Here is a 20,102-nt window from a genome sequence, read left to right as displayed (position 1 = left end):
GAACTCACCGGTGTGCTGAAGATGGAGCGCTGGGGTGTCGTTTCGATCGCTGCCTCGCCGGAGTACCCGGTGCGGCAGCGGCCGGCGCCGCGGTGCCGCGGCCCGATGCGTTAGGTTCGAGTCAGTCGGCTTCGAGCAAGGCCGGCTCCGGCGCCCGCTGGAACTGGCGCTCGACCAGGCGGGCGTAATAGGGGTGGGTGGCGATCAGCTCGCCATGGCTGCCGACGCCGGAGATCCGGCCGCTGTCGAGGAAGCAGATGCGGTCGGCGTGCATGACCGTGGACAGGCGATGGGCGACGATGATGTTGGTGCGCCCTTGCATCAGCGATTCCAGGGCCAGCTTGACCTGGTGTTCGGTTTCGCTGTCGAGGTTGGAGGTGGCCTCGTCGAGAATCAGTAGGTCCGGGTCGCGCAGGAACATGCGTGCGATGGCGATGCGCTGGCGTTGGCCGCCGGACAGGTTGTTGCCCTGTTCGATCAGGACCGTGTCGAAGCCCTGCGGCATGCGTTCGATGAAGTCGAGCGCGCCGGCGCGCTTGGCGGCCGAGCGCATGGCTTCGTCGGAGAATTCGCCGGCCAGGCCGTAGGCGATGTTGTCGCGCACGCTGCCGGGCATGATCGGCGCGTTCTGGGCGACGTAGCCGATGCTGCCGCGCCAGTCGACCAGCGGGAAGCCGGAGATCGGCTGGCCGTCGTAGAGGATCTCGCCGCCGCTGGGCTCGTAGAAGCGTTCGATCAGCGACAGGATCGTGGTCTTGCCGCTGCCGCTGGTGCCGACCAGGGCGGTAGTGGTGCCCGGTGCGAACTGCAGGTCGATGCCGTGCAGCACGGTGGTGTCGCGGCCGGCGTAGCCGAAGGAGACGTTGCGGAATTCCAGCATGCCGCCGCTGCGGCGCTCGGCGCGGCCGGGGTGGGGTTCTTCCTCGGGCTCGGCGAGGATCGCGCTGATCCGCCCCGACGCGCCTTTCGCCTTCTGCAGTTCGGCGGTGAAGTTGGTCAGCTGGACCAGCGGGTTGGCGACGTTGAAGATGTACAGGATGAAGGCGGTGAGCGTGCCCATGGTGATCTCGCCGGCGGCGACGCGCGAAGCGCCGTAGACCAGGATCACGATGATCGCCAGGGTCATCGCCAGGCTCATCAGCGGCTCCAGCGCGGCGTTGACCCGCGCCACGCGCCAGCCGAGTTGCTTGAGGCCTTCGATCTCTTCTTCGCTGCGCTCGCGTTCGCGCGGCTCGGCGGTGAAGGCCTTGACCAGGCGGATCTCCTGGAACACGTGGGTGAGGATGCCGCTGAGCCGCGCGGTGCGGTCCTGGATGCGGCGCGACAGGCCGTCGAGCAGGAAGGCGATCGGGATCATCACCACGAAGGCGGCGCCGATCGAACCGAGCAAGGTCAGGGTGAGACGCACGTCGAGCAGCAGCAGGACCACGATGGAGCCGCCGAGCAGCAGCACGCCGGTCAGCAGATTGATCGCCTGGCGCGTGGTCAGTTCGGAGATCGACTCGCAATCGCGGACCACCCGGCTGACCCGCTCGCCGCTGCTTTCGCTGTCGAAGGACGCGATCGGCAGCCTGAGCAGTTTGTCGACCAGCGACGCGCGCAGGCGCGCGACCAGTTGGTAACCGACCCGCGCCAGCAAGTAGGCGGAAATCGCGCCGACCAGGTTGGCCGCGATCAGGATGCCGGCGAGGATCGCGATGCGGCTCGGGTCGATGCCGCCGTTGCCGAAATCGTCGATCAATTGCTTGGTCTGGATCGGAAACCAGAGCGTGCCGGCGACCGAGGCCATCGCCGTCAGCGCCGCCAGCGACAGCAACGCGAGGGACGGCTTGCCGGTGCGGATCAGGCGCCACAAGTCGCTGTAGGAACTGCTCATGCGAACTCCACGAAAGGACGGCGGTGAGGTGACTGCACTGGTTTTTCTTCGGCTGGTTCTCTTCGCCCGGCCGGATTGCGGCCACGGACGATCGCGCACCGAATCGGCGCGATGAACTCTTGCGGCACGCGCAGAACGCATGCCGATCGGCACGTTGCGTTGCTCAGGGTTTGATCGGCAGCGGATTCGATGGGAATCGACGCTGCCGCCGCGCTATGGCCTGCGGATCATTCCGGACAGATCATCCCGGACAGGGTTCGGGCACGGTGCCGTTCGACCGGGCCGAGCGCATGGACGCCTGCGGTGGAAGGATCCGAATCGATGGGATCGTGGGTAGGACCGATCCCGCGGCGATAGCGCTGGGGTTTTTCAATCGACTTGCTCCGTGTCACGAATAATATCGTCGCGCATTCCATGCGGCGGAGTGCGGACGGATCGGAATGGAACGGCTCGCTGTTGTTGTTTTTAGTGCGCGAGGCGTTGTTCGACGAAACCTTGGATTGCATCTTGCCCAGACAGTGTTACGTCCTGTTGTCAGGGCGGTCAACGACTCAGCGAGTTTGTCGATCGAAGTAGCGATGCATATCGCATTATCGTTCGTGCGTGGTCACAGAATCCGGATCGTGATTGCCGCGTGAATGCCTTCGGACGGCTTTGTCGAGTATGCGGAAATTGCTTTTTTACCGGGGAAATTCGCCGATTATCGATCCGTGACCGACGTCGGAAAGAAGGGCATAGAAAATCGCGAAGCGCGATGATCGAGAAGCGACGGCCTTCACGCGCTGCGTCTCAGTTTCCGATTGCAAGTGCACGCCGAATCGTTTCGATGGGGCGGCAGCGCCAATTCGGATCGGTCGATTTCGGATCGGTCGATGTATCGAAACCATCGCTGTTCGGATCACGGGTATCGACCTGCTGCACGAGCGCCGATTGGCGGGGCATCGATCGGCTAACCGATGAAAGCTGCGGCGATCTGCTCCAGGGCGTCTTTATGGCGACAAGAGCAAATCCCCCCAGCCCCCCTTTTTCAAAGGGGGGGGAATTCGGCGAGAGGGGCGATATCCGGTCTGGTCCAAGCTGCGCGACTGCTTCCCCCTTTGAAAAAGGGGGGCTGGGGGGATTTGCTTTGCCGCGTTCTTTCGTCGCCGGCTATGGCGGAGCAACCCGAAAGACGCTATCGATGCGCCTCAGAACGTGCGCGGCAAGGTCGCCCAGAAGCAGGTCACCGCATCGCCCTCGATGCGCACGCCGCTCGGCTCGCCGCGTTCGACCCGGACGGTGACGTCCATCTGACCGCCGCGGCCGTTGCCGGCTTGTTGGCGTGCGCGGAACCGGGCGACGCCGTCGCGGGCTTCGAGCAAACCGTGCTTGACCAGATAGGCGCCGAGCGGGCCGTTGGCATTGCCGGTGACCGGGTCTTCGGCGATGCCGATCGCCGGCGCGAACATGCGGCCATGAGTCAGGGCGTCGTCGCCGTCTTCACGGTCCAGGCTGAAGACGAAGAAACCCTTGGCGCCCACCTTGGGGCCGAGCGCGATCAACTGCGCGGCGTCCGGTACCAGCGCCTGCAACTGCCGGCGCTCGCGCAAGCCGACCAGCAACTTGCCGTGGCCGGTCGAGACGAACTGCACCGGGCAACGTGGGTCGAGGGCGCGGGCGTCGACGCCGAGGGCCGCCGCGACTTCGGCGGCGAGCGCGCGCGACAGTTTCGGCTCGAAGCTCGGCCGGTTCTGTTCGATGGCGATGCGAAAGCCGTCGTCGCTGCGCAGGGTCTCGATGACCTGGATGCCGGCGCCGGTCAGTTGCCGACAGGGCTTCGCCGGCAGGCCGCGTTCGAGGGCGAGGACGAAGTGGGCGGCGACCGTCGCATGGCCGCAGACCGGTACTTCGGTGGTCGGAGTGAAGAAGCGTACGCGCAGGTCGTGGTCCGCGGCTTCGGCCGGCAGGATGAAGGCGGTCTCGGAATTGTTGAGTTCGCGCGCGATCAACTGCATGTGCTCGTCGCTGAGCCCTTCGGCGTTGGCGACCACGCCGGCCGGGTTGCCCTGGTAGCGCTGCCGGGTGAAGGCGTCGATCTGATACACACGCAAGTCGGTCATGGCGGGCTCGGCTCCGGAAGCTGGCCAAGCATCCTAAGCGCAGCCTCCGTCCGCCGCCACGGCGGCCGGCGCATCGCTGCGTTCCAGCCCGCGGCCGCCGCATCCGGGCGCGCGCTCGCGCGTGCGAGCGGCGCCTAAGCCGTGCGGGCGCCGCTCACTGCGCCTGCAGGCGCTTGCTGAACACGCTGACGCCGTCGAGCCCGCGCAGGTCCACGGTCAATGCTGAGCTGTCGGCATCGATGTTCACTTCGCCGAAGAACTGGTAGCCGGCGAAGGGCGAGGCGTTCGCCTTAGGGGCGGCGCGTTGGAACACCACTTGCGGGCCGAACGTGCCGTCCAATCCATTCGGGCCGAACGAGCCGGCATTGAGCGGGCCGGCGACGAACTCCCAGAACGGCGCGAAGTCCTGGAACGCGGCGCGACCCGGGTCGTAGTAGTGCGCGGCGCAGTAGTGGACGTCGGCGGTCAGCCAGACCACGTTGCGCACCTCGCGGATGGCGCGCAGCAGTTCGGCGAATTCGAGTTCGCGCCCGCGCGGCAGGCCGTCGTCGCCGTTGGCCACGGCTTCCCAGCGCGCACGCCCCTGCGCGTCGACGCCGTCGGGCACCAGCAAGCCCAGCGGCATGTCGGCGGCGACGATCTTCCAGGTCGCGCGCGACTGGCGCAGGCCCTGGGCGAGCTCGCGCAACTGGCGCCGGCCGAGGAAGGCGGTGTCGGCGTCCGGCCCGGGCTGCAGGTTGGCGGTGTTGGGGCCGCGATAGCTGCGCATGTCGAGCATGAACACGTCGAGTTGCGGGCCGTAACGGATCACGCGGTCGATACGCGCGCGTTCGCTGCCGCAGTCCGTGCGCAGCGGCGAATACTCCAGGAAGGCCTGGCGGGCTCGGCGCGCCAGCACGGCGACGTCCTTGACCGTGTAGCGGGCGTCGGCGCTGAGGTCCTTCGACGCCGACCAGTTGTTGACGACTTCGTGGTCGTCCCACTGCCACAACTGCGGCACCTGCGCGGCAAAGCGGCGCAGGTTGTCGTCGTGCAGGTTGTAGCGATAGCGGCCGCGGTACTCGTCGAGCGTCTCGGCGACCTTGTGCACGCCTTCGGCGACCAGGTTGCGCCACACGCGGCCGTCCTCGGCCGCGACTTCGGCCTGGATCGGGCCGTCGGCATAGACCGTGTCGCCCGAGTTCAGGAAGAAGTCGGGGTCGCGCAGGCGCATCGCTTCGAAGATGCGCATGCCGCCGAATTCGCGGTTGATGCCCCAGCCCTGGCCGGCGACGTCGCCGCCCCAGACGAAGCGGATCGGGCGCGCATCGGCGCGCCCCTGCGGTGCGCTGCGCAGCCGGCCTTCGGTCCAGGCGCTGCGGATGCCGCTGCGCGCGTCCTCGAAGGCGACCCGCACGAAGCGTTGCGCGGGCCCGTGGGTCAAGGGCAGGTCGAGGCGGGCGGTGTAGTCGGAGGCTGCGCTCGCGAGCGGGCCGCGCAGCGAACGGGCGCGACGGAAAGCTTCGTTGTCGGCGACTTCCACCCACATGCGCGAGGCGCGGTCGCTGCGCGCCCAGACTGTCGCCTGGCGTACGCCGACGTCGCCGAACTGGATGCCGTAGTCGAGGCGCGGACGCGCCGACTCGGCGGTGAGGATGGCCGGCGCGGCGCCGGCGGGCAGGGCCCAACTGGCGGCGGCGAGCCCGAGGGCGTTGCCGGAACGGACGAGGAAACGACGGCGATGCGGATCGTTGGCGTGCATGGCGCGGGCTCGGCACGAGGTGGCGAAACCCTAACGTCCGCATATGGCAGGCGTGTGGCGAAGCACATTGCGCATCGCCATAGTCGGAACGGTCGTGGCGCGTTCAACGGGCTCATCGGTGTCGTCGCACGGCGATGGAAGTCGAACTGCTGCTTCGATCAATGTGTTTTAAAGCACATTAAAACGTGATGTGTAGCGCAAACTCTTCGCGAAGCCGTCACAGGTCGAACCCACAGAATCCGAGCCCGGAGCACATTGGCAGGGACGTCGACCGCCGTATGCCCCTGTTCCCGTCTGCAGTGGGCATTGCGATCCAAGATGCGACTACCGTTTTCCAACGCCATTTTCGCCTTCGCCAAACCGACGGCGATCCGTTACACGGTAGCGATGGCGCGCCTGATCCATTTCGTCGTCGCCGCGGCGCCCAGCGTGCTGGTGGTGGCCTTGCTGCAGGTCGATCAGCCCGTCGCGGTGCGCAGTTATCTGGCGATGTCGATGCTCTCCGGGTTGTTGTGCCTGCTGGTGTTCAACAGCTTCGACATGTACGGCCGCGACATGTTCAGCAACCTGTTGCTGATCCGCCGCACCGTCATCGCCTGGAGCGCTTCATTCGGCCTGATGGTGCTGCTGCACCTGCTGTTCCGCTTCATCGCCGCGGTGCCGCTGGAGCTGCTGTCGCTGTGGTACGGGCTCAGCCTGGCCGGTTTCCTGCTGAGCCGGATGGCGATGCTGGCGTTCTTCCAGCGGCGCATTCGCCAGGGCCATTTCATCCAGCGCTCGGTGATCCTGGGCATGACCGACAACGCCATGCGCCTGGCCGACCACGTCCATCACCGCCCGGACGTGGTCTCGGGCCTGATCGGCTACATCGACGATCGCACCGTGCATCGCCTGCGCGAAGCGCCGCCGCCGTCGCTGCCGCACCTGGGCGGCCTGGATGCGCTGGAAGGCCTGGTCCGCGACGGCCGCGTCGACCAGATCCTGGTGGCCTTGCCGGCCGGCGCGCAGGGCCGCAACGAGGCCCTGGCCCAGCGTCTGCGTCGCTTGTCGGTGCAGGTGCTGCTGATCCCCGACATGAGCACTTTCCGCTTCGCTCATCGCAGCATGGTGCCGGTAGGCGGGGTGCCGATGTTCGTCGTCGCCGAGCCGCCGCTGCAGGGTTGGTCGCCGGTCTATAAGCGGTGCGAGGACTTGATCCTGTCATCGCTGGCGTTGCTCGCCTTGTCGCCCTTGCTGCTGTTGGTCGCGGCCGCGGTCAAGCTCGATTCGCCCGGGCCGGTGCTGTTCCGGCAGAAACGCTACGGCTACAACCAGCGCCTGATCGAGGTCTACAAGTTTCGTTCGATGCATCACCACCTGCGCGATGCGCACGCCGAGCGCCAGACCGGTCGCGACGATCCGCGTGTGACCCGGGTCGGCCGTTTCATCCGCAAGACCAGTCTCGACGAGCTGCCGCAGCTGTTCAACGTACTCGGCGGCAGCATGTCCCTGGTCGGGCCGCGCCCGCACGCCACCGCGACCAAGGCGGCGAACGTGCTGTTCGAGGATGCGGTTGAGGAGTACGTCGCTCGCCACCGGGTCAAGCCCGGCATCACCGGCCTGGCCCAGATCAACGGCTATCGAGGCGAAACCGACACCCTCCAAAAGATCCAGAAGCGCGTCGAGTACGACCTGGAATACATCGAGAACTGGTCCCTGTGGCTGGACCTGTCGATCCTGCTGCGCACCGTGCCGGCGGTGCTCTCGGCCGAAGCGGCTTATTGAGAGCCGGCATAGAAGCTGCGGCATCGAAGCTCGGGCATCGGAGAGCCGGCATCGAACGGCTGCTCGTTCAGCAGCCTGATCGGCGATCGAGCATCGCGCCCGACGGTCTTCGCCCCATCTCGACATGGGGATGCTAAGGTCCACATATTCGTGATGCACGTCACATAATGAATTCTGCGACGAAGTCCGGTATCGCGACGGATTGCGACATGTATCGATTAGTAATCAATGCATTACCGAGCTTTCGCAATGAATGTTGTCAGGTCAGGATTGAAGGCATGAGCAAACGCTTCCGGAAGACCGGCCGACCAGCGCCGATCGAGCACGGAAATAGGGCAGGGATGCAGGCCGTCGCGGCGTATGCAGATGTGCCTCGTTACACATTATTGCGGTCGGCGTCTGGGTTTCATCGGGTGTGCCTTGCGCTGTTGTGGCTGATCCTGCCGCTGTCGGCGGCCGCGCAAACCGCCGAGCGCGCCGCGCCCGGCACCGTGTCCGCGCCAGGCGCCGCATCGAACTCGGCCGGCTACCGCATCGCGCCGGGCGACGAACTCGCGCTCAAGTTCTTCTATGTGCCCGAGCTCAACGAGAACGTGACGGTGCGGCCCGACGGGCGCATCCACCTGCAACTGGTCGGCGAAGTGCCGGCCGCCGATCTCACTCCGGCCGAACTCGCCGCCGCGCTCAAGCGCGCCTATGCCGGCAGCCTGCGCCAGCCGGAGGTATCGGTGGAAGTGGAGAAGGGCTTCGCCCGTCAGCAGGTCTTCGTCGGCGGCGAAGTCGGGCGTCCCGGCGCACAGCCGCTGTTGCCGTCGCTGACGGTGATGCGGGCCTTGATCGTCGCCCAGGGCCTGCGCGACACCGCCGCGGCGAACCGCGTGGTTATCCTGCGCCGCGGCGACGACGGCCGCGCCCAGGTGATCCGGGTCGATGTCGCCTCGCAATCGCGCAAGGGCGCCGACGCCGCCAACGACCCGTTGCTGCAGCCCTTCGACGTGGTGCTGGCGGTGCCCTCGCACGTGTCGCGCCTGAACAAGTGGATCGACCAGTACATCCGCCGGAACCTGCCGGTGAACGTCGGCTTCTCCTACGACCTCAACGACAATCGCTCGGGCTACTGAATGGACAGCGCACCGCAGGACGCCTTCGCAGTCCCATCCCGTTCGCGGCCTTCCTCGGCGTTTTCGCTGCGCGAGTTGCTCGGCACCGCCTTCAGGGACCGGCGCCGGATCGGGCTCGCGTTCGCGATCAGCTTCGGCCTGGTGCTGATCGCCTCCTTGCTGCCGACCACGCGGTACGTCTCCGATGCCAGCCTCCTGGTCCGGCTCGGGCATGAATACGTCTACGTTGCCGACACCTCCGAAGGCAACGGCAACGGCGGCGCCACGCCGCTGATGTTCGACCGTAGCGAGGCGCTGAGCGCCGAGAACGAAATCCTGGCCAGCCGCGATCTGATCCGTGAAGTGGTCGTGCGGATCGGCATGGGACGCTTGTATCCCTCGATCGCCCAGCAGAAAGACGACGCGCGCCGGCCCAAGCTCGACCAGGCGGTCGAACTGTTCCGCGAGAACCTCGACGCGCAATTGCTCAAGGGCGCGACGGTGATCCAGCTGCGCTTTACTCATCCCGACCCGGCTATCGCCCAGTCGGCGCTGCGCACCCTGGTCGCGACCTATCTCGACCGCCGCCGCGCGATCTTCTCCGACGACCAGGTGCGTTTCCTCGAAGGCCAGGTCGCCGGGGTCGAGCTGCGCCTGAAAGACGCGGAGAAGCGCCTGGCCGAGTTCAAGCAGGCGCACGGCATCGTCAATTACGAGCAGCAGCTCGGCCTGATGGTGCAACAGGGCAACGACCTGGAAACCCGCCTCAACGAGACCAGCCAGCAGGCCGGCACCGCCAATGCGCGCGCCAAGACCCTCAAGCAGATCGCCAGCAAGACCCCGGCCAACCTGGTCCAGTTCAGCGAAACCCTCGGCGATCCGCAGATCCCGCGCCAGTTGCTCGACCTGCAGTTGAAAGAGCAGGGGCTGAGTTCGCGCTATCTCGACGACAACCCGCTGGTGGTGAATGCGCGCAAGGACGTGTCCAAGGCCGAGTCCTTCATCCAACAGCAGCGCCGTACGCCGCCGACCACGGTACGCACCGGGCGCAACCCGGTGCGCGAAGCCGCCGAGCTGGATCTGCTGCGCGCGACCTCGGACGAGTCCGCGCTCGCCGGTAGCCGCAAGGCCTTGCAGGAACGCCTGGACCAGCTCAAACGCCGCGCCGCCGAACTGACCCGCCAGCAATCCGAGTTCGCCGGCCTCGCCCGCGAGCAGAAGCTGCTCGAAGACAGCTACGCCAACTATGCGCGCAAGCTCGAAAGCGCGCGCATCGCCGAGGCGCGCGACCAGAAACAGCGCACCAGCGTCAGCGTGCTGCAGGCCGCGAGCTGGCCGCTCAAACCCAAGAGCGTGCGCTTGCCGATCCTGGCGATCGGCTTCTTTCTCAGCCTCGGCGTGGCCCTGATCGTCGCCTTCCTGTCGGAAGCGCTGCGTTCGAGCTTCCTTTCGCCGGAGAAGCTGGAACGCAGCTTCGGCTTGCCGGTGCTGGCGACCGTGCCCATGGTGGAACGCGGATGAGCGCGGCGAGCGCGCCGACGCGGCATCGACACCGCCATACGGCCCCGGGACGGGCGTTCCGTCTCGCATGTCTGATGGTCGGGCTGATGATCGCCACGGCGACGAATGCTCAGTCGCTGCAACGCGGCATCAACCTGAGCCGTTGGCTCGAAGCCAGCGGCGGGACGCCGGTGACGGCGCAGGAGCTGCGCAAGCTGCACGAGGCCGGTTTCGACCACGTGCGCCTGCCGGTCGATCCGGTCGCGCTGGGCTGGTCGCCGCAACGCGGGCCGCAACTGAGCGGGCTTGCGCGCTTGCGCGGTGCGGTCGACGCGGCGCTGGAGGCGAGGCTCGACGTGATCGTCGACCTGCATCCGAACGAGCAGACCAAGCAGGCGATCGAAGCCGAGTCGCAATGGTCGGACGGCTATATCGCGATGTGGCGAACCCTGGCCGGCGAGTTCAAGCGCACGCCGACCAAGCGGGTCGTTTTCGAGTTGTTCAACGAACCGGGCTATTACGGCATCGCCGGCGGCTATCTGTGGAGCCGATATCAGCAGCGCCTGGTCGGCGCGGTGCGCGAGGTGTTGCCGGCGCATGCGCTGATCGTCAGCGGCCGCAAGGGCGGCAGCCTGGAAGGCCTGGTCGAACTCGAGCCGCTCGACGATCCGAACCTGATCTACAGCTTCCATTACTACCTGCCTTACATCTTCACCCACCAGGGCGCGAGCTGGATGCAAGGCGATCCTTGGACCACCGCCGGGCACTGGCGCGGCGTGCGCTATCCGGCGCTGCAGGCGCGGCTCAAGCTGCCGCGCAGCGACGGCCAGGTCGCGGCCGAACGCGCCACCGACGAGCTCGCCGAGTACTTCCGGAGCGGTTGGAACCGCCAGCGCATCGCCGCGCAATGGCGGCCGCTGACGGCCTGGGCGCGCGAGCACCGCGTGCGCGTGCATTGCGGCGAGTTCGGGGTGATCCGCGACGGCGTCGACCCGGCGTCGCGCTATGCCTGGATCGGCGACGTGCGGGCCCTCGCCGAGAGCAACGGCTGGGGCTGGTCGCTGTGGAACTATGCCGACGATTTCGGCATCGCCAGCGGCAGCAACACCGAAGGCCGCGAGCGCGGCGAGCTCGAAGCGCCGGCGTTGCGCGCACTGGGGCTGAGCAGGCTGGAGCAGGGCCGGCTGGAGCAGGGCCGGCGCGCACGATGAAGGCGTACGACGGCCAAGGAAGCGCCTTCGACCGCGCCAGCCGCGTGTTCCTGGTCCTGAGCCTGCTGGCCTACCTGTGCCTGTCGCCGGCCATGTTGACGGTGCTCGGCATTCCTTACGACGCGCCCTATGGCAGCTTCGTGTTCAAGCTGCATCCCGGCAGCTATCTGCTGACCATCGCGCTGGCCTTGTCGCTGGCCGCGCAGGGCAATCCGCTCGTCGCCTTGCTGCGCCGCCTCGCCGGGCAGCCGCTGCTGGGCCTGTACCTGCTCGCGATGCTGTCGGGCTTCGTCTATTCGCTGCTGCGTTACGGCGCCTCCGGTTCGGCCTTCTTCATCGACACCTTGATGATGCCGGCGGCGATCGCCCTGATCCTGCTGCGCCTGGACGCCGCGCAACTGCGCGGTCTGTTCCGCCTGATCCTGATCGTGGCGATCGCCAATGCCGCGCTCGGTCTGGTCGAAGCCGCCATGCAACATCACCTGGTGCCGTATACGGTCGCCGGCGGCGTGCCGGTCATCGAGGACAAATTCCGCGCCACCGCGCTGCTGGGTCATCCGCTCGAGAATGCGCTGATCACCAGCATCGTCCTGTTGGCCTCGCTCGACCGGCCGATGTCGCCGCTGTGGCGCGCCTCGCTGGTTGCATTCCTGGTGCTGGCCTTGCTCGCCTTCGGCGGACGCACCAGTTTCGTGCTGACCACGCTGGCCTTGTTGGCCTATACCGCTTGGGGTGCGCTGCACGGCCTGCGTGCCGGGCGCTATGGCTATCTGCACATCGTCGGCGCGTCGATCGCGATGCTGTTGGCCCTGCCGATGGCGATGGCCCTGGTCTGGCGCAGCGGCTTGGGCGCGCGCATCTTCGAGGGACTGTACCTGGACGACAGCGCCACGGTGCGCCTGCGCATCTTCAGCGTCTTCGATCATCTCGACCGCTTCGATGTCTTGTTCGGGATCTCGCCGGCGCAGATCCACGCAGTCTCGGCGCGGGTCGGCCTCAGCGCCAACCTGGAGGCGATCGAGAACTTCTGGCTGTTCATGCTGCTGCAACTGGGCGTGTTCGGTTTCGCCGTGTTCGCGCTCGGCCTGCTCTGCGCGTTCTGGCTGCTGTGGCGACGCGCGGGCAGCGGCGGTCGCTGGACCTTGCTGGTGTTTCTCATCACCGCCTCGACCACCAACTCGTTGGCTTCCAAGACCAGCGCCCTGACCTTGCTGTTCGCGGTGCTGTGCGGCGTCGCCGGTTATCGCGCGCTCGGCGCAGAGGCCGCCGCGGCCGAACGCCGCAGCGCGCCGCGGCAAGCATTCTCACGTATCGGAGCCCGCGCATGAGCGGCATCGTCATCGCAACGCCGCGCCCGGGCCGGGCCTTGTACTTGATCAACGGCGAGCATTACGCCGGCGCCGAACGCGTGCAGGATCTGCTCGCCCTGCAATTGCCCAGGTTCGGCTGGCAGGTCGATTTCGCCTGCCTCAAGGCCGGCGCCTTCGAACGGGTGCGCGAATCGAGCGGCAGCGCGCTGACGACCGTGCCGATGCGTTCGCGCCTGGATTTCAAGCCGGCCGGCGAGGTGGCGCGGCTGTTGCGCGAGGGCGGCTACGACCTGCTGCACACGCATACCGCGCGCTCGGCGTTGATCGGCCGTTTCGCCGCCCACCGCGCCGCCAAGCCGATGGTGCACCACGTCCACAGCCGCACCGACCGCGACACCGAGAGCGCCGTGCGCAACCGCATCAACAGCGCGATCCAGCACTTCAGCCTGCGGCGCGCAGACCGTTTGATCGCGGTCTCCGACAGCACCCGCGACTACTTGCGCCGGATCGGCTACGAGGACGGCCTGATCCGCACCGTCGCCAACGGCGTGCCGGCGGTCGCCGAGGTGCGCGAGTGGCGGCCGCCGGAATCGCAATGGGTGCTCGGCATGGTCGCCCTGTTCCGCCCGCGCAAGGGCATCGAGGTTCTGATCGAGGCCTTGGCGAGTCTGCGCGCCGCCGGCCGGCCGGTGAGCTTGCGCGCGGTCGGCGGCTTCGAGAGCGAGGCCTACCGACAGCAGGTGCTGGCGTACGCCAAGGCTCAGGGCATGGCCGAGCATATCGTCTGGACCGGTTTTACCCGCGACATCGGCGCCGAGCTGGCGCAGATCGATGTGTTCGCCTTGCCGAGCCTGTACGGCGAAGGCCTGCCGATGGTCTTGATCGAAGCGCTCGCGGTCGGACTGCCGGTGGTCGCTACCGACAACGAAGGCATCCCGGAAGTGTTGGGCAACGGCCGCGCCGGCCTGTTGGTGGAGCCCGGCGATGCCGGCGCCTTCGCCCACGCCGTGGCCACCTTGATCGAGCAACCGCAGCGCGCCGGGGCGATGGCGCGGGTCGGCCTGCAACGCCAGCGCGAACGCTACTCCGACCTGGCGATGGCCCGTGAGGTCGCCGCGGTCTATGAAGAATTACGCGCGGAAGGCGCCTTCGCATGACAGACAAACACGACTGCGTCGCGGCGATGCCGCGCATCCGGGCATTGCTCGAGCGTCTCGACATCGTCGCCGATTCGCGCCGGCAGCGGCGCCTGCTCGACGAACTGCGCCAGCCCAAGCGCACCACCGTGGTGTCGTTCCTCAACCAGCACGCCTTCAATCTGGCCTGGACCGATCCGGTCTTTTGCGAGGATTTGCTGCGCAGCGAGCTGTTGCTGCGCGACGGGGTCGGCGTGGCCGCTTGCCTGCGCCTGCTCGCGCGCGCACCGGGCTTGAACATGAACGGCACCGACCTGATTCCGCAACTGGTTGCGGCCTTTGGCGGCCGACGCGTCGCGGTGGCGGGCACCGACCAGCCGTATCTGGAACGCGCCGTGCAGCATTTACGCGAACAGGGCCTCGACATCGTCTGCTCGATCGACGGTTTCGGCGGCGAGGACCGTTGCGTGGCGACCATCGCCGCCGCGCGTCCGGACCTGGTGATTCTCGGCATGGGCATGCCGCGCCAGGAACGCATCGCCGCGCGCCTGGCCGGCGAACTCGAACAGCCGGCGTTGATCGTCAACGGCGGCGCGATCCTCGATTTCATGGGCGGACGTTTCCCGCGCGCACCGCAATGGCTGCGGCGCATCGGCCTGGAATGGCTGTACCGATTGCTCAAGGAGCCGCGCCGTTTATGGCGTCGCTACGTGCTCGGCGGCGGTCGGTTCCTGTGGCGGGTGCTGCGCCTGGCCTGCGACAGCGGCGACGAACGCGAAACCTTGGGCGCGGCTGCGCTCGGCGTCGATACCGATGCAAGCCCCAGGGAGCGTTCGTCCATGTCCGTCGATGCCGAGCCCTTGTTTGCGCAGCCCCAGCAACGCATGGCCGGCCTGGTGCAGCGCCTCGATGCGCAGATGGCGGGTGGCGGCCGACGCATCGTGCAGTTCATCGCCGCGCGCCCGGGCGAGGGCGTCAGTTCGCTGGCGCGGGCCTACGCCGAAGCCTCGGCACGTCTGCGCAAGCGCAAGGTCCTGCTGTTGTCCGACGACCTCGACCGCGAGCGCGCCTGGCCCAGCCTGGTCGAGGAAGCGCTGGATCGCGCCGGCGCTTCGATTACGGCCGTTTACGCCGACGATGCCAACGGCGATGTCACCCACGCCCGGCTGTCCAGCGACGCCCGCGGCTATCGGGACAATTACGCGGCGATCGAAGACGCCTCGGTGTGGAATGGTCTGTGCGAGCGCTTCGACGAGATCGTGGTCGACGCCAAGCCGGCGTTCGGCCTGGTCGCCGCGGCCCGCGCCAGCGGCGTGATCGTAGTGGTCGAAGCCGAAGTCACGCGCGCTTCGGCGATCCGCAAGCTGCTCGACGATCTCGCCGCGGTCAACGCCCAAGTGTTCGGCTCCATCCTCAACAAACATCGCTCTCATCTGCCACGCGCCTTGCATGATCGACTCTGAATCCAGGCCGGCGGGCACACCGCCGGGCAATCTGGTCACGCCGCGCCCGGACCCGCTCGAAGCCGACGCCGCCCAGGCTGCGGCAAGGCTGCGGATCGCGGTGCTGTTGCCGGCGGATCGTCATCGCGCCTGGCAGAAGCTGGCGCGCGCCGCCCTCGGCAGCATTCCCGGCGTGCAGGTCGACGTGCGCCGTGTCCGCGTGGCGGATTGTTATCGGCCGGATTGGAACCGACTCGAACGCGCGACCGCGATGCTGGCCGAGACGCCGGCACCCTCGGCGGACCTGCAATCGCCCGGCGATTCGTGCTGGGACGCGGTGATCGACCTGGCCGGCATCGATCCGGGTGCGGGCGATCAATGGCGGGCCTGGCGCGCCGCCAGTCGGCATGGCGTGTGGCAGCCGCTGGATGCGCAGGGCATCCATCTCGCCGCGGCCTGGCCCTGTCATGCGGCGATCAGCGCCGGTCTCGGCGGCGAACTGTTGCTGGTGCGCGACGGCGCCAGCGTGCTCGATGCCGTGCGCTTTTTCGCCGACCCGGACTATCCGCGTTCGTTCGAGCGCATCTATGGCGAAGTGGCGACCCTGCTGCGCGGCGCGGTGCAGGAACTGATCGTCGGCGAGGCATTGCCCACGACGACGGCATTCGCACCGCAGCCTGCGCCGACGCCGTTGCGGCGAGCGGTGCGGGGCTTGCGCGGCAAGGCCTTGGCCTGGCGGCGCCGGCTGGTGGCGCGTTGGCTCAGCGAAAGCTGGATGATCGGGGTGATCGATGCGCCGATCCACGAGCTGATCCAGACGCCGCTGGCCTCGAAGGTCCGCTGGCTCGGCCGACGCGGCTCGACCCACTACCGCGCCGACCCCTTCGGCATTCCCGGCGACCGCCATCGTCTGTATTGCGAGGTCTACGACTATCGCGACGGCCTCGGCCGCATCGAGGCGATCGAACTCGATCGCGGCGACCGCATCGTACAGGCCGGGCCGGCCCGGCTGCAGTTGCCGATGCACCTGTCCTATCCCTATCTGTTCGAGCACGACGGCGGCCTGTACGCGATCCCGGAAACCTCGGCGAGCCGCCGTTGCGAGCTGTACCGGATCGAGGCCGACGGCGAATGGCGGCCGGTGGCGGTGTTGCTGGACGGTGTCGCCGCCGCCGATGCCAGTTTGTTTCGGCACGAGGGCCTGTTCTGGCTGGCCTATACCGATCTCGGCCTGGGCGCCTTCGACAATCTGTGTCTGAGTTATGCCGCTGACCTAAGCGGGCCGTGGCATCCGCATGCGTTGCATCCGGTCAAGCTCGATCATTGCAGTTCGCGCCCGGCCGGCACGCCGTTCGTGCACGGCGGCGCGCTGTATCGGCCGGCGCAGGACTGCAGCGCGGGCTACGGTGCGGCCATCGCGATCAACCGCATCGAGGTGTGTACGCCGCAGCGTTATCGCGAACAAGTGGTGCGCCGTTGCCGTCCCGATCCGCGCGGGCCGAATCCGCATGGCTTGCACACCGTCTCGTCCTGGGGCGAACGCACTCTCGTCGACGGCAAGCGTTACGTGTTCAATCTGCACGAACTCGGCCGCAAGCTGCGTTACCGCGGTCGGCGTTCGCCGGGCGGAGCCGGCGAATGACCCCGCACGCTGCCGGCGCCTCGCGCATGCGCACCGCGCTGCTGTATCTGCCCCAGCTCAAGGTCGGCGGCGCCGAGATCTCGCTGTTGCGCCTGGCCCAGGGCCTGCGCACGCGCGGCATGGAGACGGCCTTCGTCGTCCATCGCGCCGACACCGAGGCGAGGGCGCTGGCCGGCGATATCGAGCTGGTCTCGCTCGACGCCGATCGCACTGTGTCGGCGGCGACCCGGCTGGCTCGACTGTTGCGCCGGCGCCGTCCCGACGTACTGGTATCGGCCTTGACTCATAGCAATATCGTCGCTGCGGTCGCGGCGCGATGGGCGGGCGGGGCGACCCGGGTCGTGCTGACCGAGCATGCGCCGGTGTCGTCGATGCGGCAGCTCGATCCTTCTGCGCGTTATCGCGCGACCCTGCGTCTGATGCCCTGGGCGTATCGCCTCGCCGACGCCGTGGTTGCGGTCTCGCAGGGCGTGCGCGACGACTTCGCGCCGCGCCTGGCCAAGGGCACGCGGGCTCGGCTCGAAGTCATTCCCAATCCGGTGTTGCGCCGCGACTGGAACTCGCTCGCCCACGAGGCGATCGACGACCCCTGGTTCGGCGCCGATGCCGCCCCGCTGGTGCTGTCGGTCGGGCGTCTGAGCCCGGAAAAGAATTTCGCCGGCCTGATCCGCGCCTTCGCCGGCGTGCGCATGCCGATGCAGACACGCCTGGCGATCATCGGCGAAGGACCGGAGCGGTCGGCCTTGCAGGCCTTGATCGACGAACTCGGCCTGGGCCAGCGGGTGCGCCTGCTCGGCCAGCGCGCCAATCCCTATGCCTATATGCGGCAGGCGCGCGTGTTCGTGCTGGCTTCGTTGTTCGAAGGTTTCGGCAACGTACTCATCGAGGCAATGGCCTGCGGCACGCCGGTGATCAGCAGCGACTGCCCGGTCGGGCCGCGCGAGATTCTCGGCGACGGCCGCTATGGCGACCTGGTCGCGGTCGGCGACGTTTCGGCGATGACTGCGGCCATCGAAAGCCGCTTGCAACGCCCGGGCGATCAGGCCGAGGCGACGCGGCGGGCCCTGGAGTTCACCGTCGAACGCAGCGTCGAGGAATACCTCGCCTTGTTCGCGCGGATCGCCCCGAGCGGTTCGGCTTAAGACGCGGCCTTGCGCCCGGCGCGTGCGCGGGTCCAGACATCGCGGGCTTGTGCCAGCCCGCGGTGCAGGCGCGGATGCGCATGCGACCATTGCTTGAGGCGATGGCGAAGCCCGATCCACAGGGTATGCGGACGGCCCTTCCACGACAGCGGCACCGCCAGATCGGACAAGTCCAGTTGCTCGGGCATGAAGCCCTTTTTGTAGGCGTAATCGCCGATGGTGAAATCGAAACGGCGCACGCCCTGCGCATGCAGGGCGGCCATGGTGCGTTCGATGATCAGCCGGCCGGGCGAGCAACTGCGCCATTCGCCGGCGGCGCTGCCGATGCGGATCATCGCGTACTCGCCGCCGCGACGCAGGCCGAGCAGGGCGGCCACGACTTCGTCGCCGGCCATCAGCGCGGTCAGCACCACCTCGCCGCTGGCAAGGCCTTCGTCGACCAGCTTGCGATAGAAATCGCGATACCCAGGCTCATCGAGGATATAGGCCCAGCCCTTACCGGAGATCGCGCTGCGTTGCTGTTGTTCCAATGCGTCCATGACCCGCTGCGCCTGGACGGCGTCGGACACTTGCTCGAAACGTGCGTCAGGGTGACGGGTGAACACCCGCCAGGAACGTTCCAGTTCCTTGCGATGGGTTTTTTCGCGGCTGAAGCGCCAGGCATCGAAGTCGTCGCCGACCGTGGCCGGGTTGCCGAACAAGGCCGATGCGCGCACCCCGGGCAGATGCAGCAGCGGGTTGGCGCGCGCGCCGACGGTTTCGGGCATTTTCTCGATCGCCAGCAGATCGGCGTGCGGCAAGGCCTTGCGCAGGGCGGCGAACATCGCGCGGACCTGCGTCGCATCGTCGGGGCAAGCGGGCATCAGCAGCGGCGCGGCATAGTCGCTGACGCCGAGATCGGCGAGCCCGATCCGCTGCAGGCCGTCGCGATGTTCGGCGACCAGGGGCAGGGCCATCAGCACGCATCCGTCGCTGCGCCGCGCGATGCTGGCCAGCAACGGTCTGCGCCCGGCCTGCGCACCGAGGGTGGCGTACCAAGTCGACAGCCAGCGCTCGCTCTGGAACACGGTGATCGCGGCGCCGTCGTCGATCCATTCGCGCCAGCGCTGTAGCGCGGTCGCCACATCGGTCTCGATCGTCGCGACATAGTCTTGCCTCGCCCGACGAACCGCTTGCGCACTCGCCGTCACCGTGCCGGCTCCGCCAGATCGACGATGCGGCCGGGCACTTCGGCATCGAGCCGGAAATCGACCGGCCGCGCGGTACGCCGCAAGGCATCCAGGCGCCCGCTGCGGCGCCACGCCGCCTGCAGCGCGGCCTTGGCATAGAACGACGGCCCGCTGAGTTTGCGCGTATGCGGCGTATAGCCCAGATGCCGGCGCAGGATGGCATTGGCGAGGTTGATCATGTGATTGCGGCGGATCTCCTCGGTCCAGTACTCCAGAGTCATGGAGATGTTGAGGCAGTCGTGGTTCTCGATCCGGTGCGGAGAATTCAGCGGCCAGAACAGGCCTTGCCCGGGTTCCAGGTCGAACACCGCAGCCTGCGCATCGAAAGCCGGGTCGTAGTGCAGGCCGACTTCGAGCTGGCTCAGGGCGATGTTTTCCAGGCCCTCTGCACTCAGGAAGGGCAGGCGCGGCGGGTAGACGTAGATGCGTTTGCGGCCGTGCAGCTGCAACAGGCCCTGGCCGGGCAGGTCGGCGTGGTAATACACCTGCGCGCCGGGCGAGGACACCAGCAAGCCCACGCGGTGGTCGTAACTCGACAGCGGCGGCGACAACGTGCCGGCCTCGCCGAACAGGCCCATCAGCACTTCGAGGCAGTGCGGTTCCAGGTCCTGGCCGTTGCGCAGGTTCAGCCACAGGCGGCCGCGTTCGATCGCCTCGAGCACGCGCTCGCCGTCGAGCCCGCCGAACTCGCCTTCGCGCCAGACCCGCTTGCCGTTCGCGCCTTGTTCGCCCATGTGCACGATCGAGTAATGACGGCGCGGATAACGCTCGATGGTGCGGGCGATGGCCTCGCGGCTGAAACGCGGGTCGAGGTGCAGGCGGTGCTCGAACAGCAGCGGCGCGGCTTGCCATTGCGCCGGCGACTGCGGGCCGAGATTGCTCAAGGGATGCGTGGTGGGTTCGAGCATGA

General features: G+C 67.6%; 16 protein-coding genes. 9 read left to right on the top strand and 7 right to left on the bottom strand.

The features are described from left to right. Nucleotides 1-121: 121 nt before the first annotated feature. The 5 genes from ACKN61_RS12860 to ACKN61_RS12840 all read right to left on the bottom strand — a co-directional run bounded on the left by ACKN61_RS12860 (nt 122) and on the right by ACKN61_RS12840 (nt 5,716). Nucleotides 122-1,876 carry an ABC transporter ATP-binding protein gene (locus ACKN61_RS12860; protein WP_408949877.1) on the bottom strand — a complete coding sequence of 585 codons (1,755 nt, stop codon included), beginning with the start codon at nt 1,874-1,876 and terminating at the stop codon, nt 122-124. Between the two features lie 227 nt (nt 1,877-2,103). Further along, entirely contained in the window at nt 2,104-2,382 is a 279-nt protein-coding gene (locus ACKN61_RS12855; protein WP_408949876.1) for a hypothetical protein, read from the bottom strand. 283 nt (nt 2,383-2,665) lie between these two features. After that, nucleotides 2,666-2,818 carry a hypothetical protein gene (locus tag ACKN61_RS12850; RefSeq protein WP_408949875.1) on the bottom strand — a complete coding sequence of 51 codons (153 nt, stop codon included), beginning with the start codon at nt 2,816-2,818 and terminating at the stop codon, nt 2,666-2,668. Between the two features lie 245 nt (nt 2,819-3,063). Further along, nucleotides 3,064-3,975, bottom strand: a complete 912-nt coding sequence (locus ACKN61_RS12845; RefSeq protein WP_408949874.1) for a PhzF family phenazine biosynthesis isomerase — start codon at nt 3,973-3,975, stop codon at nt 3,064-3,066. A 154-nt stretch (nt 3,976-4,129) separates the two neighbouring features. Continuing rightward, a complete protein-coding gene (locus tag ACKN61_RS12840) occupies nt 4,130-5,716 on the bottom strand; it encodes an alkaline phosphatase D family protein (protein WP_408949873.1) in 1,587 nt (528 codons plus the stop codon). 318 nt (nt 5,717-6,034) lie between these two features. On the opposite strand from ACKN61_RS12840, the gene ACKN61_RS12835 reads away from it, so the two are divergent. The 9 genes from ACKN61_RS12835 to ACKN61_RS12795 all read left to right on the top strand — a co-directional run bounded on the left by ACKN61_RS12835 (nt 6,035) and on the right by ACKN61_RS12795 (nt 17,963). After that, the gene (locus ACKN61_RS12835; protein ID WP_408949872.1) at nt 6,035-7,480 is read left to right on the top strand and encodes an undecaprenyl-phosphate glucose phosphotransferase; all 1,446 of its coding nucleotides are present in this window, start codon (nt 6,035-6,037) and stop codon (nt 7,478-7,480) included. Between the two features lie 278 nt (nt 7,481-7,758). After that, nucleotides 7,759-8,601 carry a polysaccharide biosynthesis/export family protein gene (locus ACKN61_RS12830; RefSeq protein WP_408949871.1) on the top strand — a complete coding sequence of 281 codons (843 nt, stop codon included), beginning with the start codon at nt 7,759-7,761 and terminating at the stop codon, nt 8,599-8,601. Further along, nucleotides 8,602-10,101, top strand: coding sequence for a GumC family protein (locus tag ACKN61_RS12825; protein WP_408949870.1), 1,500 nt, complete (start codon nt 8,602-8,604; stop codon nt 10,099-10,101). A 74-nt stretch (nt 10,102-10,175) separates the two neighbouring features. Further along, complete coding sequence (locus tag ACKN61_RS12820) at nt 10,176-11,291, top strand: glycoside hydrolase family 5 protein (protein WP_408949869.1); 1,116 nt, start codon at nt 10,176-10,178, stop codon at nt 11,289-11,291. Next, on the top strand, nt 11,288-12,619 hold the full coding sequence (locus ACKN61_RS12815) for a VpsF family polysaccharide biosynthesis protein (RefSeq protein WP_408949868.1): 1,332 nt from the start codon (nt 11,288-11,290) through the stop codon (nt 12,617-12,619). Before ACKN61_RS12820 ends, ACKN61_RS12815 begins: the two co-directional genes overlap by 4 nt. After that, nucleotides 12,616-13,758, top strand: a complete 1,143-nt coding sequence (locus ACKN61_RS12810; RefSeq protein ID WP_408949867.1) for a glycosyltransferase — start codon at nt 12,616-12,618, stop codon at nt 13,756-13,758. Before ACKN61_RS12815 ends, ACKN61_RS12810 begins: the two co-directional genes overlap by 4 nt. Beyond that, nucleotides 13,755-15,200: a WecB/TagA/CpsF family glycosyltransferase gene (locus tag ACKN61_RS12805; RefSeq protein WP_408949866.1), complete on the top strand. Its 1,446-nt coding sequence runs from the start codon at nt 13,755-13,757 to the stop codon at nt 15,198-15,200. The genes ACKN61_RS12810 and ACKN61_RS12805 overlap by 4 nt, the downstream gene beginning before the upstream one ends. Next, nucleotides 15,187-16,821: a hypothetical protein gene (locus ACKN61_RS12800; RefSeq protein WP_408949865.1), complete on the top strand. Its 1,635-nt coding sequence runs from the start codon at nt 15,187-15,189 to the stop codon at nt 16,819-16,821. The genes ACKN61_RS12805 and ACKN61_RS12800 overlap by 14 nt, the downstream gene beginning before the upstream one ends. Continuing rightward, the gene (locus tag ACKN61_RS12795) at nt 16,818-17,963 is read left to right on the top strand and encodes a glycosyltransferase (protein WP_408949864.1); all 1,146 of its coding nucleotides are present in this window, start codon (nt 16,818-16,820) and stop codon (nt 17,961-17,963) included. The genes ACKN61_RS12800 and ACKN61_RS12795 overlap by 4 nt, the downstream gene beginning before the upstream one ends. On the opposite strand, the gene ACKN61_RS12790 is transcribed toward ACKN61_RS12795, so the two are convergent. After that, nucleotides 17,960-19,087, bottom strand: a complete 1,128-nt coding sequence (locus tag ACKN61_RS12790; RefSeq protein ID WP_408949863.1) for a GNAT family N-acetyltransferase — start codon at nt 19,085-19,087, stop codon at nt 17,960-17,962. The two genes, ACKN61_RS12795 and ACKN61_RS12790, sit on opposite strands and share 4 nt — an antisense overlap. Before the next feature lie 62 nt (nt 19,088-19,149). Further along, on the bottom strand, nt 19,150-20,100 hold the full coding sequence (locus ACKN61_RS12785) for a hypothetical protein (protein ID WP_408949862.1): 951 nt from the start codon (nt 20,098-20,100) through the stop codon (nt 19,150-19,152). Between the last annotated feature and the right edge of the window lie 2 nt (nt 20,101-20,102).

Source organism: Lysobacter sp. Hz25, from assembly GCF_046097045.1.
GTDB classification, from domain to species: Bacteria; Pseudomonadota; Gammaproteobacteria; order Xanthomonadales; family Xanthomonadaceae; genus Lysobacter; species Lysobacter antibioticus_B.
Note: the sequence above shows the minus strand (reverse complement) of the source record. Positions and strands in the feature narration are given on the sequence as shown.

What these genes read in the sequence shown, in the direction of transcription:
- ACKN61_RS12835 (WP_408949872.1), top strand. Translation starts at nt 6,035, where the DNA reads ATGCGACTACCGTTTTCCAACGCCATTTTCGCCTTCGCCAAACCGACG.
- ACKN61_RS12815 (WP_408949868.1), top strand. Translation starts at nt 11,288, where the DNA reads ATGAAGGCGTACGACGGCCAAGGAAGCGCCTTCGACCGCGCCAGCCGC.
- ACKN61_RS12820 (WP_408949869.1), top strand. Translation starts at nt 10,176, where the DNA reads ATGGTCGGGCTGATGATCGCCACGGCGACGAATGCTCAGTCGCTGCAA.
- ACKN61_RS12840 (WP_408949873.1), bottom strand. Translation starts at nt 5,716, where the DNA reads ATGCACGCCAACGATCCGCATCGCCGTCGTTTCCTCGTCCGTTCCGGC.
- ACKN61_RS12825 (WP_408949870.1), top strand. Translation starts at nt 8,602, where the DNA reads ATGGACAGCGCACCGCAGGACGCCTTCGCAGTCCCATCCCGTTCGCGG.
- ACKN61_RS12785 (WP_408949862.1), bottom strand. Translation starts at nt 20,100, where the DNA reads ATGCTCGAACCCACCACGCATCCCTTGAGCAATCTCGGCCCGCAGTCG.
- ACKN61_RS12830 (WP_408949871.1), top strand. Translation starts at nt 7,759, where the DNA reads ATGAGCAAACGCTTCCGGAAGACCGGCCGACCAGCGCCGATCGAGCAC.
- ACKN61_RS12855 (WP_408949876.1), bottom strand. Translation starts at nt 2,382, where the DNA reads ATGCAATCCAAGGTTTCGTCGAACAACGCCTCGCGCACTAAAAACAAC.
- ACKN61_RS12860 (WP_408949877.1), bottom strand. Translation starts at nt 1,876, where the DNA reads ATGAGCAGTTCCTACAGCGACTTGTGGCGCCTGATCCGCACCGGCAAG.
- ACKN61_RS12810 (WP_408949867.1), top strand. Translation starts at nt 12,616, where the DNA reads ATGAGCGGCATCGTCATCGCAACGCCGCGCCCGGGCCGGGCCTTGTAC.
- ACKN61_RS12800 (WP_408949865.1), top strand. Translation starts at nt 15,187, where the DNA reads ATGATCGACTCTGAATCCAGGCCGGCGGGCACACCGCCGGGCAATCTG.
- ACKN61_RS12850 (WP_408949875.1), bottom strand. Translation starts at nt 2,818, where the DNA reads ATGCCCCGCCAATCGGCGCTCGTGCAGCAGGTCGATACCCGTGATCCG.
- ACKN61_RS12795 (WP_408949864.1), top strand. Translation starts at nt 16,818, where the DNA reads ATGACCCCGCACGCTGCCGGCGCCTCGCGCATGCGCACCGCGCTGCTG.
- ACKN61_RS12805 (WP_408949866.1), top strand. Translation starts at nt 13,755, where the DNA reads ATGACAGACAAACACGACTGCGTCGCGGCGATGCCGCGCATCCGGGCA.
- ACKN61_RS12845 (WP_408949874.1), bottom strand. Translation starts at nt 3,975, where the DNA reads ATGACCGACTTGCGTGTGTATCAGATCGACGCCTTCACCCGGCAGCGC.